Source organism: Pseudarthrobacter sp. HLT1-3, from assembly GCF_059383535.1.
This window is the reverse complement of the sequence record NZ_JBWZCJ010000028.1, coordinates 19,008-33,584: the sequence shown is the minus strand read 5'-3', so window position 1 is coordinate 33,584 and position 14,577 is coordinate 19,008. Positions and strand designations below refer to the sequence as shown.

Below are 14,577 nucleotides of genomic sequence, written 5' to 3'. Positions count from 1 at the left end.
CCGGTACCACCGCAGGCCCACCGTCCCGGGCGCCCCCAGCCACGCCGGCATCAACTACAAAGAAACCAACCAGCTGTCACCAACAGCTTGATATATACCGGTTTCCCGGCGACCCCGAGCGTATCCGGCGATTTCGGCGTTCAGGGCCACCCCGTGGAGGAGGACATGTCCGGTGGTGACCGGTCTTAGCGGGCGGTCGGGGAACTGATACCAGTCGCCGCATTTATATATTCATAATCGGTATCATCGCGAACTGGATTGAGTCGCATTCCCTATGCAATCCTGTGGGAGGTGCGTCACAGGTTGAAGGCGCCACCCCCAAGCCTCTCAATCCATCCGTTCGATAGGTACACCAATGTTCACACTGAACACCGGCCGCGATGACGCGGACGTCCGACAGGGTTCGCATCTCTTCCCGAAAGCCCAGCGGCGCTCCTTGATGGCCGTCGTCGCGGGCAACTTCCTTGAGTGGTTCGACTGGACCCTCTACGCGCTCCTGACGACCTATCTGGCCGCCAACTTCTTCAACACCGCGGATCCGCAGTCGGCCGTGCTGTCCACCCTGGCCGTCTTCGCCGGCGGATTCCTCGCCCGTCCGCTGGGTGGCCTGATCTTCGGCGTCGTGGGTGACAAGCTGGGCCGGAAGACGTCCCTCGTGATCTGCATGCTCCTCATGGGCGCAGGCAGTCTCATGATCGCCCTGATTCCCTCGTACGACTCCATCGGGGTGTGGGCCTCGGTCCTGCTCCTCACGGCCCGCCTTGCCCAGGGAATTGCGCACGGCGGCGAAAGCGGCAACGCCTACACCTACCTCGCGGAAATCGCCCCGGCGAAGAAACGCGGCCTCTGGGGCAGCAGCATCATGATGACCATGCTGCTGGGCATCATGGCGGCAACCGCCCTGAGCATCCTGCTGACCTCCGTGTTCCCGAAGTCGGCAATGCTGGAATACGGCTGGCGGTACGCTTTTGCGGCCGGAGCGGTCCTGGCCCTCTTTGCCCTCTACCTGTGCAGCCAGGCAGCGGAATCAGGATTCTTCGTCGAATCCAAGACCACCAAGGCCTCGGCACGGCCCATCACGAAACGCCAGCTGACGATCATCGCCGTCCGGATCCTGATGCTCTCCCTGCTGACCAACGTCCTCTACTACACGTGGGTGAGCTTCGCATCCTCGTTCGCCATCTCGGGCAAGGGCATGGACCCGAACGGGGCGTACATCGCCACCTTCGCGGCGCAGACCCTGGCGTTCATCGCTCTGCCGTTGATGGGCTGGCTCTCGGACAAGATCGGACGCCGCAAGCAGCTGACCATCTGGGCTGTCGCCGTTATCGTCGTGGTGTTCCCGATCAGCGCGATTCTTACCTCCGAGCCCTGGACGCTGTTCGTTTCGCAGGGCATCTCGCTGCTCGTCTGGGCCATCCAGTCGTCCATCCACTCAACGATCATGGCGGAGCAGGCCCCCACCGAAGCCCGGGCCACCAGCGTGGGAATCTGGACCTCCGTAGGAGCGGCAATCTCCGGCGGCACAGCCCCATACCTCTACACCTGGCTGAACTCCATGCAACTCGGCTGGGTCTTCTCCCTCTACATCGTGGTCCTGGCCGTGGCGACCCTGGTGACGATCCGCTTCATCCCGGAAACGGTCGGCCTCGAAATGAACGAAATCCCGCTGCCCGGCGACCAGGTTGCCTCCGGCGAGGCAAAGCACGTCGCCAGCGAAGAGGCCACAACGCACGTTGCCGGCGAAGAGGCCACCAAGCACGTCGACAGCGATGAGGTCACCAAGCACGTGGCCAGCGATGAGGCCACCGCGCCGGTCCGGTGAGCACCTGGATTGATGAATTCTAGGGAGTTCGACGGGTAAGCACGCGTCCCGACGGCCTTGCCTACCTTCAAGTTGCCGGAAACGTGCGAGTTCGCCTTACAGCGACCTCGCACGTTTCCGGCGACTTCGGCGTTCCCGGTCCTTGCCGCCCCGCCGTCGGACCGCGATCCGTCCGTGCCACCAGGCGGCCGGCCACCGATCCGTCCTTGCCACGAGTGCTGCCCTCCCATGATCATCGTGGGGGGAGGGCAGATCGTTGGAAGTCATCAACAGCCGGCTGATCAGTTGGGCCTCGATCCTGGATGAGAAGACCCGTGAGCAGGCGCTAACGACCGCGCAGCTGCCCATCATCTACCCGCACCTGGCCCTGATGCCGGATGCGCACCTGGGCCTGGGCGCCACCGTGGGATCCGTCATTCCCACGCTGGGCGCGGTGATCCCGGCCGCCGTCGGCGTCGATATCGGCTGCGGCATGATCGCCGTCCGCACGCAGTATGCCCTGAAGGATCTGCCCAAGGACCGGAAGCGGCTGCGGGAAGGCATTGAGCACGCCATCCCGCTGTCCGCCGGGCACAACAACCGCCGGATCAGCCCCACTGCCGAACCGCGCGTTGCCGAACTGCGGCGGATGGCAGCGAAGGCCGGCTTCGACCCAGGCCAGTACGCCGCCAACTGGACGCTGCAGCTGGGATCGCTGGGCTCGGGCAACCATTTCATCGAGGTCTGCGCGGACGAAACAGACGCCGTGTGGCTGTTCCTGCATTCCGGCTCCCGCGGCGTCGGCAACAAGCTGGCGCAGCGGCACATCGCCGAGGCCCGGAGCCAGGTCAGGACCCGGCACATCGTGGTGCCGCACCCGGACCTGGCCTACCTGGCGGAAGGAACCCGGGAATTCGACCGGTACATCACCGAGCTCCGCTGGGCTCAGCACTTCGCCCTGCTCAACCGCGAGGAGATGATGGACCGGGTCGTCCGGCAGTTCGAATCCTGGATCGGCGGCACTGTCCGGGAGGCTGAACGGATCAACTGCCACCACAACTTCACCGCCCAGGAAAAGCATTACGGCAAGTCCGTCTGGGTCTCGCGCAAGGGTGCCATCAGGGCCCAGCTGGGGGACCCCGGGCTGATTCCCGGCTCGATGGGAACGGCGTCCTACGTGGTGGAGGGGCTGGGAAACCCGGTCGCCCTGAACTCCTCGCCGCACGGCGCCGGGCGGGAATACTCGCGGAACGCCGCGAAGAAGACCTTCACCCTGGCCGAGCTGAAGGCCGCCATGCACGGGATCGAATTCCGTCCCAGCGAGGCATTCATCGACGAGATCCCGGCAGCCTACAAGCCCATTGACCAGGTGATGCGCGACTCCGCGGACCTTGTCAAGATACGGCACAAGCTCCGGCAGCTCGTCAACGTTAAAGGCGACTGATCCGCGACCTATTTGTCCAGGAGCCCGGATGGCGGGCCCGCATATGACGCTGCATGAACCCACGTGACCCCCGGTTTCCGGACCGTTGATCCGGGTTCCTGCAAGTCCCTAGGGTGAATCCATGACGACTACGGAACGGCTCTCCAACAGCCCCCGCGATGGGTCCCGGGGGCGATGTCGCCGGCGCTGACCACCCGCCCGGCCTCCGCGCAAACCCCCACGAACAGGACCTTCACATGTCATCGAATACCCCCACCCCCGGCCCGACCCCCGGCTTGCCCGGGCAGACCCCCGGCACCACCCGCATCGTCGCCGGAGAATCCGCCAAGCCCAAGCGCAGGCGCACCCTCGAGATCAGCCTGGCCGCCGGCCTCGCGCTGCTGATCGGCGCCGGTGCCGCCGTCGCATCCACGGTGTCCGCCGCCAATGAGGCGCCGGCCGCCGCCACTGTGGCGACCCCCGCTGCCGAAATCAAGCTCGGCTACTTCGGCAACATCACGCACGCCCCGGCCCTCGTCGGCACCAGCCAGGGCCTGATCGCGAAGGGCCTCGGCGAGACCAAACTCAGCACCCAGGTCTTCAACGCCGGCCCCGCCGCGATCGAGGCCCTCAACGCCGGCGCCATCGACGCCACCTACATCGGCCCCAACCCGGCGATCAACTCCTACGTCAAGAGCAAGGGCGAATCGATCAGCATCATCGCCGGGGCGGCCTCCGGCGGGGCGCAGCTTGTGGTCAAGCCCGAAATCGGCTCGGCCGCGGATCTCAAGGGCAAGAAGCTCGCGACGCCGCAGCTCGGCGGAACCCAGGATGTGGCACTGCGCGCCTGGCTCGGCAAGCAGGGCTACGCGACCAGCACCGACGGCAGCGGCGACGTCGCCATCAACCCCACGGAAAACCCCCAGACGCTGAAACTCTTCCAGGACGGAAAGCTCGACGGCGCCTGGCTGCCGGAGCCGTGGGCCTCCCGCCTCGTGCTCCAGGCCGGCGCGAAGGTCCTCGTCGACGAAAAAGATCTGTGGGAGAAGGGCGAATTCATCACCACCGTCCTGATCGTCAACAAGAAGTTCGCCGCCGCGCACCCCGACACCGTCGCCGCGCTGCTGAAGGGCCACGTCGAATCCGTGGACTGGCTCAACGCCGCCCCCGCCGCGGAGAAGTCCACGGTCCTCAACGCGGCGCTCAAGGAATCCGCCGGCGCCGCCCTGCCTGCCGACGTGATTGAGCGTTCGCTCCAGAACATCGCCTTCACCGTCGACCCGCTCGCCGGAACGTACAAGAAGCTCCTCCAGGACGGGGTCGACGCCGGCACCACCACCCAGGCCGACATCATCGGCCTCTTCGACCTCACGGCGCTCAACAGCGTCCTGGCCGGGGGCACCTCCGGGACGAAGATCTCGGCGCAGGGACTGGGCAGGGACTAACCAGTTCCAGCCCCATCGGGTCTGCGAGACCGTCCAACTGTGCCTCAGCCGCCAGCAAGTGACTCCCGCCAAACAGAAGTAAGGACGTGACCATGCCAGTCGTACTGGAAAACCTGGGCAAGCGCTTCGGCGACGGCGCCCCGGTGCTGGACGACGTCAACGCCACCATCGAGCAGGGCGAGTTCGTCGCCCTGCTCGGTGCGTCCGGCTGCGGCAAGTCCACCCTGCTGAACATCATGGCGGGACTGGAGGCCCCGACGTCGGGCGCCCTGGAAGTGCCCAGCGACGGCGCCGCGTTTATGTTCCAGGACGCCGCGCTGTTCCCCTGGCTGACCGCGCGGGAGAACATCGAGCTGGCCCTGAAGCTGCGCGGCGTCGGGAAAGCCGAGCGCAGGGTCAAGGCGGGCGAACTGCTGGACCTCGTGCATCTGGGCGGCGCGGGGGAGAAACGCCCGCACGAGCTTTCCGGCGGCATGCGCCAGCGCGTGGCGCTGGCCCGTTCGCTGGCCCAGGACCGGCAGTTGCTGCTGATGGACGAGCCCTTCGCGGCCCTCGACGCGATCACCCGCGACCTGCTGCACGACGAGCTCGAGCGGATCTGGAAGGAAACCGGGCGCACCATCGTCTTCGTCACCCACAACGTCCGCGAAGCCGTCCGGCTGGGCCAGCGCGTGCTGCTGCTCTCCTCCCGGCCCGGCCGCGTCGTGCGGGAATGGCACGTCAGCGAAGAGCACCGCACCGACGCCGGACTGGCCGGCCAGCTCACCGGCGAAATCACCGCCCGGCTACGCGAGGAGATCCGCCGCCATGCCAAGTAAGTTCCAGTCCCAGTATGCGCAGGCGGCCGAGCCGGTCGAGACGTCCCTCGTCCCCGGTGCTGCCTCGGTCACCGCCGCCCTGACCCGCTCCTCGTCCGGCCCGGCCGACCTGCGCGAGCTTGAGGCCGGGCTGGATTCACTGCAGTCCGACGCCCTGCGCAAGGCCCGCGTCGACTGGAGCCGGATCCTGCTTCCGGTGGTCGCGGTCGTGGTGCTGCCGATCATCTGGCAGCTGTACGTCTCGATGGGCTTCAAGCGGCAGGACCTGGTGCCCGGTCCGCTGGATGTGCTGGGGCAGTTCGGCAATCTCTGGGCCGAGGGCAAGCTGCAGGAGGCGGTCTGGACCTCGCTGCAGCGCGGACTCGTGGGTTTCCTGATCAGCGTGGCGATTGCGACGCCGATCGGGCTGCTGCTGGCCCAGGTTGCCCCGCTGCGCCGCGCCTTCGGTCCGCTGATCTCCGGGCTGCAGGTGCTTCCCTCCGTGGCGTGGGTGCCGGCGGCCATCATCTGGTTCGGCCTCACCGACGCCACCGTGTACTTCGTGGTGTTTATGGGCGCCATCCCCTCGATCATCAACGGGCTGATCTCCGGTGTGGACCAGATCCCGCCGCAGTACCGCAGCGTCGGGACAGTCCTGGGAGCGTCCCGGCTCCAGCTGGCCCTGCAGATCATCCTCCCGGCCGCACTCCCCGGGTACCTGAGCGGACTCAAGCAGGGCTGGGCGTTCTCCTGGCGCTCGCTGATGGCCGCGGAGATCATCGCCGTCGGCGGCTCCATCGGCTTCGGACTGGGCTCCATGCTGAACCAGGGCCGGGACCTGTCCGACATGACCATCGTGATGGCCGCGATCCTGCTGATCCTCGCGGTCGGCATCCTGATCGAACTGCTCGTGTTCGCCCCGATCGAAAAGCGCCTGCTCCGCCGTCGTGGCCTCCTCGCCGGCAGCACCCGCTAACGATTCCCTCCCACCCTGCTCCTCCTCCCCACCAACGCGGGGTCACCTTCGGCCCATAAACGACTGGTTTATGGGCCGAAGGTGACCCCGCGTTGGTGTTGTTTGGCGGCGACTACCGCCGTCGGGCCCTTCTGGTTCTGGACCCTGTGCCGTCTGGCAGACTGGCGGCATGACCGTGAGCTTTGTGTGCCGCACCGAATCCGTTCTTTCCAGGGAGCAGTTGTTCGACCGGGCGCGGAGCATCGACGTGCACGTGGAGACGATGACTTCCTCGGGCGAGCAGGCTGTTGCCGGGGTGACCGAGGGACTTATCGGGGCCGGCGAGAAAGTGACCTGGCGGGCGCGGCACTTCGGTGTTCCCCGGACGATGACCAGCCGGGTGACGCGGCTCGATTTCCCGGCGTCGTTCGTGGATGAACAGGTGAAGGGCCCGTTCAAGGCCTTCCGCTATGTCCACGAGTTCGCCGAACACGGCGCCGGCTCGGTCATGACGGACCGCATAGAATTCACGGCGCCCTGCGGACCCCTGGGCCGGCTGGTGGAGCGGGCCATCCTGCACCGCTATCTGGAGCGTCTTATTGCTGCGCGCGGTGCCCTCCTCGCGACTCCTTGTCCGGATCCCGGGACGGGCCTAAACTCGCGCCCATAGGCCGGTGTGCGGCCGATCCATCCCATTCTGAGGAGACAGCCGTGGCGCCAAAATACGGAGTGCTGGCACTGGTCGAAGCCAAGCCAGGGAAGGAGCAGGATGTCTGGGACTTCCTCAACGGGGGCCGCGAGATCGTGCTGACCGAGCCCGGCACCCGGACCTGGTATGCCTTCCGGGTCAACGAGAACACATTCGGGATCTTTGACACCTTTGACACCGAGGCGGACCGGCAGGCCCACCTCGACGGAGCCATCCCCGCGGCGCTCGGCCAGCACGGCCCCGAGCTGCTCGCCAAGGACCCCGACATCAAGCTCATCGAGCTCATCGCCGTGAAGTAGGCACGTTGCCCATCCTTCGGGTGCCGAGGTGCAGCCACGTGCCGCCAGCCATCTCCGGGCAGCGGCCAGCCATCTGCGAGCGGGGCCACAGCGCGCGGCGAGCCGGCGGAGCGGGGGGCACCGCGGGCGGAGAGCCGGCGGAGCGGGGGCACAGCGGGCGGAGAGCTGGCGGAGCGGGGGCACAATGGCTCGAACACGCTGCCATTTCGGCCCGAAGAGGCTTGTCCGGCCACCAAAGTGCCCCCGGACGGCTTCGCAATGACCCCGCGACGGGACCGAGCCGCGGTGACCCACACTGGACCGCGAAGTGCCGCCCCCACGGGACCGCGAAGTGCTGACCCCAGCCCCGCAGCGAGCCGGCTTCGACCTGCGACCAGCCAGGTGGGGGCACAATGGCTCGAACACGCCGCCCTTTGGCCGCGAAGTGGCTGGTCCGGCCACCAAAGTGCCCCCGGACGGCTTCGCAATGACCCCGCGACTGGACCGCGCCGCAGTGACCCCGCCACCCGGACGGCTCAACAATGACCCCGCCCAGAACGGCACCGTCCGGACGGCACCGTCCGGGCGGCGCCGAGTTGACGCCCAGGACGGCCCATCGATGACCCGAGCAACCACCCCGCCACCCGCCCCGGACGCGGCCCGGTTCCTGGCGCGGCTAGAGGCCCTGCGCTCGGACGAGGAGCAGGCCAAGTATGGCCGCTACTTCAAGACCGGCCCCGGGGACTACGCCGAGGGGGACTTCTTCACCGGCGTCCGCATGGGCGAGGTCTTCGAGCTGGCCAAGGAATTCGTCCGGATGGAGTTGCCCGAGGTTGAGGCCCTGCTGGACCAGGACATCCACGAGGCCCGGGCCGGCGCGGTCAAGATCATGGCGCTGCGGGCCTCGGCGAAGAAGACCCCCGAGGCCCGCCGCCGCGAACTTTTCGAGCTGTATCTGCGCCGGCACGACCGCATCAACAACTGGGACCTGGTGGACCTGGGCGCCCCGCGGGTGGTCGGCGGCTGGCTCCGGGACAAGCCGCGGGACGTCCTGTACGACCTGGCGTGCTCGCAGAATCTCTGGGAGCGCCGGACCGCGGTCGTGGCCACGTCCTGGTTCCTCCGGACCGGCGAGCTGGACGACACCTTCGCGATCGCCGAAATCCTCCTCGGCGATTCCGAGGACCTGATCCACAAGGCCGTCGGCGGCTGGCTCCGTGACGCGGGCCGCATCGACCGGCGCGGGCTGCTGGGCTTCCTGTCTGCCCACGCCGCCAGGATGCCGCGCGTGGCGCTCCGCTACGCGATCGAACATCTGGACCAGCCGGAGCGCCAGCATTACCTCCAGCTGAAGGCTCCCGGACCGCCGACAAGTATGTGACGTGGCATTACCCCGCGTGAACGGGTGTTTCCGAACCGTTGTCCCGCCATATGACGCCGCCCTATCGTCGATGCATGGCAATTCAGGACATTTACCCCACGGCGCTGCGCCTCCTCGGCCGCCCCGTGCTGGTCGTCGGCGGCGGCCCGGTCGCCGCACGCCGTGCCAAGGGACTGCTCGACGCCGGCGCCCGGGTCGCCGTCGTCGCGCCGCTTGCCTGCCCGGCTCTGGATGACCTGGCCGACGCCGGTCTCCTCACCTGGGAGCCCCGCACCTACCGCCCGGCCGACGTCGACGGCGTCTGGTTCGTCCAGACCGCAACCGGCGACCCGGCCGTCGACGCGAAGGTCGCGGCCGACGCCGAGGCGCAGCGCATCTGGTGCGTCAACGCCTCCGACCACGAAGCCTCCGCCGCCTGGACTCCCGCCGTCGCCGTCGTGGACGACGTCAAAATCGCGGTGAACGCCGGGGGAGACCCGCGCCGCGCCATGGCCCTGCGCGACGCCGTCGCCACTGCCCTGGAAACCGGGGACCTGCCGCTGCGCCGGCGACGGCACGCCACCGGCGCCGGATCCGTGGCCCTGGTCGGCGGCGGACCCGGCGACACCGGGCTGATCACCGTCCGCGGCCGGCGGCTGCTGGGCCAGGCCGACGTCGTCGTCGCGGACCGCCTCGGACCCCGCGAACTGCTCAACGAACTGGCCCCCGACGTCCGCGTGATCGAGGTCGGCAAGACCCCCGGCCACCACCCCGTCCCGCAGGCGGAGATCAACCGGATCCTCGTCGAGGAAGCCCTGCAGGGACACCGCGTGGTCCGGCTCAAGGGCGGCGACCCGTACGTGCTGGGCCGCGGCGGCGAGGAAGCCGAGTTCTGCCGGCAGCACGGCGTCGAGGTTGAAGTGGTTTCCGGCGTCACCTCGGCCATCTCGGTCCCGGCCGCCGCCGGCATCCCGGTCACGCACCGCGGACTGGCCAAGGGCTTCAGCGTGGTCACCGGCCATGAGGAGCTCTCCGAGGTCCCCGCCCGGGCCGACCACACCGTGATCCTGCTCATGGGCGTCGGCCAGTTGCGCGATTCCGCGGCTGCGCTGGGACGCGCCGGTTTGCCAGCGGAGACGCCTGTTGGCATCGTAGAGAATGGTTATTTGCCGAACCAGCGGGTGACCATTGGAACGCTCGGGACCATCGCGGACCAGGCGGAGGCCGCAGGCGTTGCGAACCCCGCCGTGATCGTGATCGGTGACGTGGTCCGCGTCAGCCCGTTCGCGCCGTCGCACTTCAAGACCGCGGACTACGGCACCACCTCCCCGAACGCACCCCGCACCACCAAGACCCCCAAGACCCCCAAGACCCCCAAGACCCCCAAGACCGCCAAGACCCGAGTACTGACCCCGTAAAACCCGTCGATTGCTCCATAACTGCCGTTATCAAGCCTCAAAAGGGCGGTATCGGAGCAACGGATGCCGAAGAACAAAGGAACACAGCCGTGTCAACGAACACCCCTGCAGGAACTGCCGCCCGCCCGCTGCGCATCGCCGTCGTCGGCTCCGGACCCGCCGGTGTGTACGCCGCGGACATCCTGACCAAGAGCGAGGCCGTCAAGAGCGGCGAGCTCACGGTCAGCATCGACCTGTTCGACCGCTATCCGGCGCCCTACGGCCTGATCCGCTACGGCGTCGCCCCGGACCACCCGCGGATCAAGGGCATCGTCAACGCCCTGCACAAGGTCCTGGACCGCGGCGACATCCGCTTCTTCGGCAACGTCGACTACGGCACGGACCTCTCGCTCGAGGATCTCCGCACCCACTACGACGCCGTCATTTTCGCCACCGGCGCCATCAAGGACGCGGACCTGAACATCCCCGGCATCGAACTCGAGGGCTCCTACGGCGGCGCCGACTTCGTCTCCTGGTACGACGGGCACCCCGATGTGTCCCGCGAATGGCCGCTGGAGGCCAAGGAAATCGCCGTGATCGGCAACGGCAACGTGGCCCTGGACGTCGCCCGGATGCTCTCCAAGCACGCCGATGACCTCCTCGTCTCCGAAATCCCGGACAACGTCTACGCCGGCCTGAAGGATTCCCCGGTCACGGACGTGCATGTGTTCGGCCGCCGCGGCCCTGCGCAGGTCAAGTTCACCCCGCTGGAGCTGCGCGAACTCTCCCACTCCAAGGACGTCGACATCATCCTCTACCCCGAGGACTTCGAGTTCGACGCCGAATCGGACCGGCAGATCCAGAGCAACAACCAGACCAAGACCATGGTCGGCACGCTCACCAACTGGATTGCCGAGCAGCCCGAGGACCTCGCCGAGCTCACGGCCTCCCGCCGCCTGCACCTGCACTTCCTGCACAGCCCGGTCGAGGTTTACGACGACGCCGCCGCCCCCGGCCGCGTTGCCGGGATCAAATTCGAGCGCACCGAGCTGGACGGCACGGGCAACGCCCGCGGCACGGGCGAGATCGTCGACTACCCGGTGCAGGCCGTGTACCGCGCCATCGGCTACTTCGGCTCCTCGCTGCCCGAGGTCGAATTCGACCACAGCAAGGGCGTGGTGCCGAACGACGGCGGCCGCGTCCTGGACGCTGCCGGCGCCCACGTGCCCGGCATCTACGCCACCGGCTGGATCAAGCGCGGCCCGGTCGGCCTGATCGGCCACACCAAGGGGGACGCCCTCGAGACCGTGACCTACCTGCTCGAGGACCGCGAGAACCTGCCGCTGGCCGCGGCCCCCGCCCCGGACGCCGTCGTCGAACTGCTGGAAAGCCGCGGCGTGCAGTACACCAGCTGGGAAGGCTGGCTGGCCCTGGACGCGCACGAGCGGTCCCTCGGCGAGAAGGCCAGCGCCGCCGCCGGTGCGGACGGAATCCAGCGCGAGCGCATCAAGGTCGTCCCGCGCGAGGCCATGGTCCAGATCTCCCGCGATGGAGTGGCAGCGGAGGTCTAACCGAACCCAGCACCCGCGGCAACGGGGGTGCCAGCCCGAAGAACTGCAACGCGGGGTCACACCGCGCCCATCCCGGACGGGATTATGGGCCGGAGGTGACCCCGCGTTCTTTGGTGGGGGCGAAAAACGGGGCTGTAGTCAGTAGGCTTACCTTCATGGATGCGCAGCAGACGCCAGGGACCCGCCGGTGAGGCTCCGTCGCAGTAATGCCTCGGGCCGCGGTTACCGCCGGGTCGCGGCCGGGACCGGCTTCAGCTACAAGGACCTGGACGGCTCCACCCTGCCGCCCGGGCCGGTGCGCGAGCGGCTCGAAAACATCGGCATCCCGCCGGCATGGACGGACGTCTGGATCGCGCCCTACGACAACGGGCACATCCAGGCCACCGGCGTCGACGCCGTCGGCCGGCGCCAGTACATCTACCACCCGAGCTGGCGCGAGCGGAAGGACCGGCTCAAGTTTGACCGCTCGCTCCAGCTCGCGGAAACCCTGCCTGCCGCGCGCCGGCGCGTCACCATGGACCTGCGCTCCGAGGGCCTCACCCGGGAGCGCGTGCTGGCCGCCGCCTTCCGGATGCTCGACAGCGGCTCGCTGCGGGTCGGCTCCGAGCGCTACACGAACGAGAACGGCAGCCACGGCCTCGCCACCCTGCTCTGCGCCCACGTGGCGGTCCGCAAGGACGAGCTCTGGCTCAGTTTCCCGGCCAAGAGCGGCAAAACCTGGGAATCACGGATCGACGACGCCGACCTCGCCGCCGTCGTACGCCAGCTCAAGCGCCGCGGCGGCAACGCCCGCCTGCTGGCCTACAAGGAAGGCCGGCGCTGGCACCCGGTAACCAGCGCGGACATCAACCAGTACGTCAAGGAGCGCACCGGCCAGGACTTCACCGCCAAGGACTTCCGCACCCTGCGCGGAACGTGTGCGGCAGCCGTGAGCCTGGCGCGAAGCGGGCCGCAGTCGAAGGTTTCCGCCCGCAAACGCGCGGTCAGCCGCGCCATGGTGGACGCGTCGGACGTGCTGGGCAACACGCCGTCGATCGCGCGGAAAAGCTATGTTGATCCCCGGCTGCTGGACCACTTCGCCGCGGGCGAGACGATCGAGCCGAAGCGGCTGGACTCGGCCGAATCCGAGGTCCGTGCCCTGTTGTACCGCGAAGGGGACGTGGTCCCGCTGCCCAAGGCCGCGGCGGAGCGCGAGGCCGCCGGGTAGCTCCGCGCAGCCATTCGGGCGGCGGGGCCCGGCGGGAGCGGCGAGGTGATCTGCGCCGGAAACCTACATCCGGCCGAAGCGAGCCCGGACCAGCGCAAACGCCCCGTAGGCGATGAAGCCGGCACCGATCGCGGCGAGCAGAACCGGTCCGAAGGGATGGTCCTGCAGGGCCTTGAGGCTGCCGTCCAGCCCGGTGGACGAGCCGGGATCGTTGGTGGCCGCCGCGATGACAAACAGCAGCCCGGTCAGGACCAGCGCCACACCCTTCGCGATGTGGCCGGTGACGCCCAGCCCGCTGATCAGCCGGCCCCGCCGCGATCCCTCGAAATGGCGCAGCTCCTCCTTGAACTTCTTCCCCACGCCCTTGACGATGAAGTACACGCCGATCCCGATGATCGTCAGGCCCAGGCCGATCAGCGCCGGCACTCCGAACGGGCTGCGGACCAGGGCCGTGCTGAAGTCCCTCGTCGAATCCCCGGAATCGCCCCGGTTGCCGAGGGCAAATCCGGCGAAGCTCAGCCCCACGCTGCCGTACGCGATGGCGAGGAAGCCTGAGGACACGAGTTTGCCGAGCCGTTGCCGGCGCGGCAGGTGCCTGGCCCGCAGGGTGGCCTCGCTCAGCTGCCACAGGGACAGCCCGGCGCACGCGATGAATCCGGCCCACATCACCGCCGGGCCCCACGGGTTGGCCGCGAGTTGTTCAATCGCACCGGTGGGCTCGGCCTGGCCGGGCGCGCCGAAAGCCAGGGCCAGCGCAATCGCGCCGATCACGATGTGCAGCAGCGCCATCACGGCAAAGCCGGACCGGGCGACGACGTCGAGCGTCGCGCTGTTCGACGCCGCCTCCGCCGCGTCGGCTGCGTCGCCCGCCGCCTCGCCGAGGGTTTCCCCCGCCCCCGACGACCGGTCCTCGGCCCCCGATGATTCCATGCCGCCGAGTCTACTCAGGAGAGACGCCTCCGGAACTTTCACGTTTTTCATAAGTGTGCTTAGTATAGCTTGAGCCGCACCCCATCGGGGGTGGCGGCCGTTCCGGATTCGAACACCGACGATAGGAAGCTCACCATGGCAGGAAATCTTGTTGCCCGATCCATCCACGACCTGACGGCCGGCGCCTGGTTTGGCGGTTCGCTGATGGGGGCCATCGGGCTGAACGGCGCGACGGCGGAAGCCAAGGACCCGGCCGAACGGACCCGGCTCTCGAGCCTGGGCTGGATGAAGTGGGCCCCGTTCCAGACGGCGGCCTTCGGCGCGCACCTGCTTTCCGGGCTCGCGATCATGTGGGAAAACAAAGGCCGGATGGCCAAGCAGGACGGCGTCGCCCGCCTCAGCGTCTACAAGTCCATCGTCACCCTGGCGGGTGCCGCGGTGAGCCTGTACGCCGGACTCCAGGGCGCCAAGGTGGACAAGCTCGCCAGCGAGGGTGCTGCCGGGGCCACCGAGCCCAAGCCGGGCGCATCCGAGGAACTCCGCTCCGCACAGCAGCAGCTCAAGGTCCTGCAGTGGGCCATCCCCGTCTTTGCCGGCGCGGTGATCGTCCTCGGCGCGAAGCACGGCGAAATGCAGCGTCCGAAGAACGTCTTCGCGGGCCTCGCCCGCCAGTAGCAAAAGGGCCCCCGCGCCGGAAGGAG

Annotated in this window: 13 protein-coding genes; 12 read left to right on the top strand and 1 reads right to left on the bottom strand. The window is 68.3% G+C overall.

All coding sequences use genetic code 11. The features are described 5' to 3' along the window. Nucleotides 1-355 precede the first annotated feature (355 nt). From AC50X9_RS18950 to AC50X9_RS18900, 11 genes are all read left to right on the top strand, one after another. On the top strand, nucleotides 356-1,825 hold the full coding sequence (locus tag AC50X9_RS18950; protein ID WP_494896158.1) for an MFS transporter: 1,470 nt from the start codon (nucleotides 356-358) through the stop codon (nucleotides 1,823-1,825). Nucleotides 1,826-2,081: 256 nt separating this feature from the next. Further along, nucleotides 2,082-3,248 (top strand): RtcB family protein, encoded by a 1,167-nt coding sequence (locus AC50X9_RS18945; RefSeq protein WP_494896156.1) that lies wholly within the window; start codon nucleotides 2,082-2,084, stop codon nucleotides 3,246-3,248. Between the two features lie 236 nt (nucleotides 3,249-3,484). Then, nucleotides 3,485-4,672, top strand: a complete 1,188-nt coding sequence (locus AC50X9_RS18940) for an ABC transporter substrate-binding protein (RefSeq protein ID WP_494896151.1) — start codon at nucleotides 3,485-3,487, stop codon at nucleotides 4,670-4,672. A gap of 92 nt (nucleotides 4,673-4,764) precedes the next feature. Then, nucleotides 4,765-5,490 carry an ABC transporter ATP-binding protein gene (locus AC50X9_RS18935; protein ID WP_494896148.1) on the top strand — a complete coding sequence of 242 codons (726 nt, stop codon included), beginning with the start codon at nucleotides 4,765-4,767 and terminating at the stop codon, nucleotides 5,488-5,490. Beyond that, nucleotides 5,480-6,445 carry an ABC transporter permease gene (locus AC50X9_RS18930; RefSeq protein WP_494896146.1) on the top strand — a complete coding sequence of 322 codons (966 nt, stop codon included), beginning with the start codon at nucleotides 5,480-5,482 and terminating at the stop codon, nucleotides 6,443-6,445. Before AC50X9_RS18935 ends, AC50X9_RS18930 begins: the two co-directional genes overlap by 11 nt. A 169-nt stretch (nucleotides 6,446-6,614) precedes the next feature. Next, nucleotides 6,615-7,094: an SRPBCC family protein gene (locus tag AC50X9_RS18925; RefSeq protein WP_494896144.1), complete on the top strand. Its 480-nt coding sequence runs from the start codon at nucleotides 6,615-6,617 to the stop codon at nucleotides 7,092-7,094. 41 nt (nucleotides 7,095-7,135) lie between these two features. Then, on the top strand, nucleotides 7,136-7,432 hold the full coding sequence (locus AC50X9_RS18920; protein WP_494896142.1) for a putative quinol monooxygenase: 297 nt from the start codon (nucleotides 7,136-7,138) through the stop codon (nucleotides 7,430-7,432). A 466-nt stretch (nucleotides 7,433-7,898) separates the two neighbouring features. Continuing rightward, nucleotides 7,899-8,792, top strand: a complete 894-nt coding sequence (locus tag AC50X9_RS18915; RefSeq protein WP_494896140.1) for a DNA alkylation repair protein — start codon at nucleotides 7,899-7,901, stop codon at nucleotides 8,790-8,792. A gap of 74 nt (nucleotides 8,793-8,866) precedes the next feature. After that, nucleotides 8,867-10,189, top strand: a complete 1,323-nt coding sequence (gene cobA, locus AC50X9_RS18910; RefSeq protein WP_494896138.1) for a uroporphyrinogen-III C-methyltransferase — start codon at nucleotides 8,867-8,869, stop codon at nucleotides 10,187-10,189. An 89-nt stretch (nucleotides 10,190-10,278) separates the two neighbouring features. After that, a complete protein-coding gene (locus AC50X9_RS18905; protein ID WP_494896136.1) occupies nucleotides 10,279-11,739 on the top strand; it encodes an FAD-dependent oxidoreductase in 1,461 nt (486 codons plus the stop codon). Between the two features lie 187 nt (nucleotides 11,740-11,926). Continuing rightward, nucleotides 11,927-12,946 carry a DNA topoisomerase IB gene (locus AC50X9_RS18900; RefSeq protein ID WP_494896130.1) on the top strand — a complete coding sequence of 340 codons (1,020 nt, stop codon included), beginning with the start codon at nucleotides 11,927-11,929 and terminating at the stop codon, nucleotides 12,944-12,946. Nucleotides 12,947-13,009: 63 nt separating this feature from the next. On the opposite strand, the gene AC50X9_RS18895 is transcribed toward AC50X9_RS18900, so the two are convergent. Next, entirely contained in the window at nucleotides 13,010-13,876 is an 867-nt protein-coding gene (locus AC50X9_RS18895; protein ID WP_494896127.1) for a DUF1206 domain-containing protein, read from the bottom strand. A 135-nt stretch (nucleotides 13,877-14,011) separates the two neighbouring features. Between AC50X9_RS18895 and AC50X9_RS18890 the strand changes: the two genes are divergently transcribed. Continuing rightward, on the top strand, nucleotides 14,012-14,551 hold the full coding sequence (locus tag AC50X9_RS18890) for a hypothetical protein (RefSeq protein ID WP_494896125.1): 540 nt from the start codon (nucleotides 14,012-14,014) through the stop codon (nucleotides 14,549-14,551). Nucleotides 14,552-14,577 lie beyond the last annotated feature (26 nt).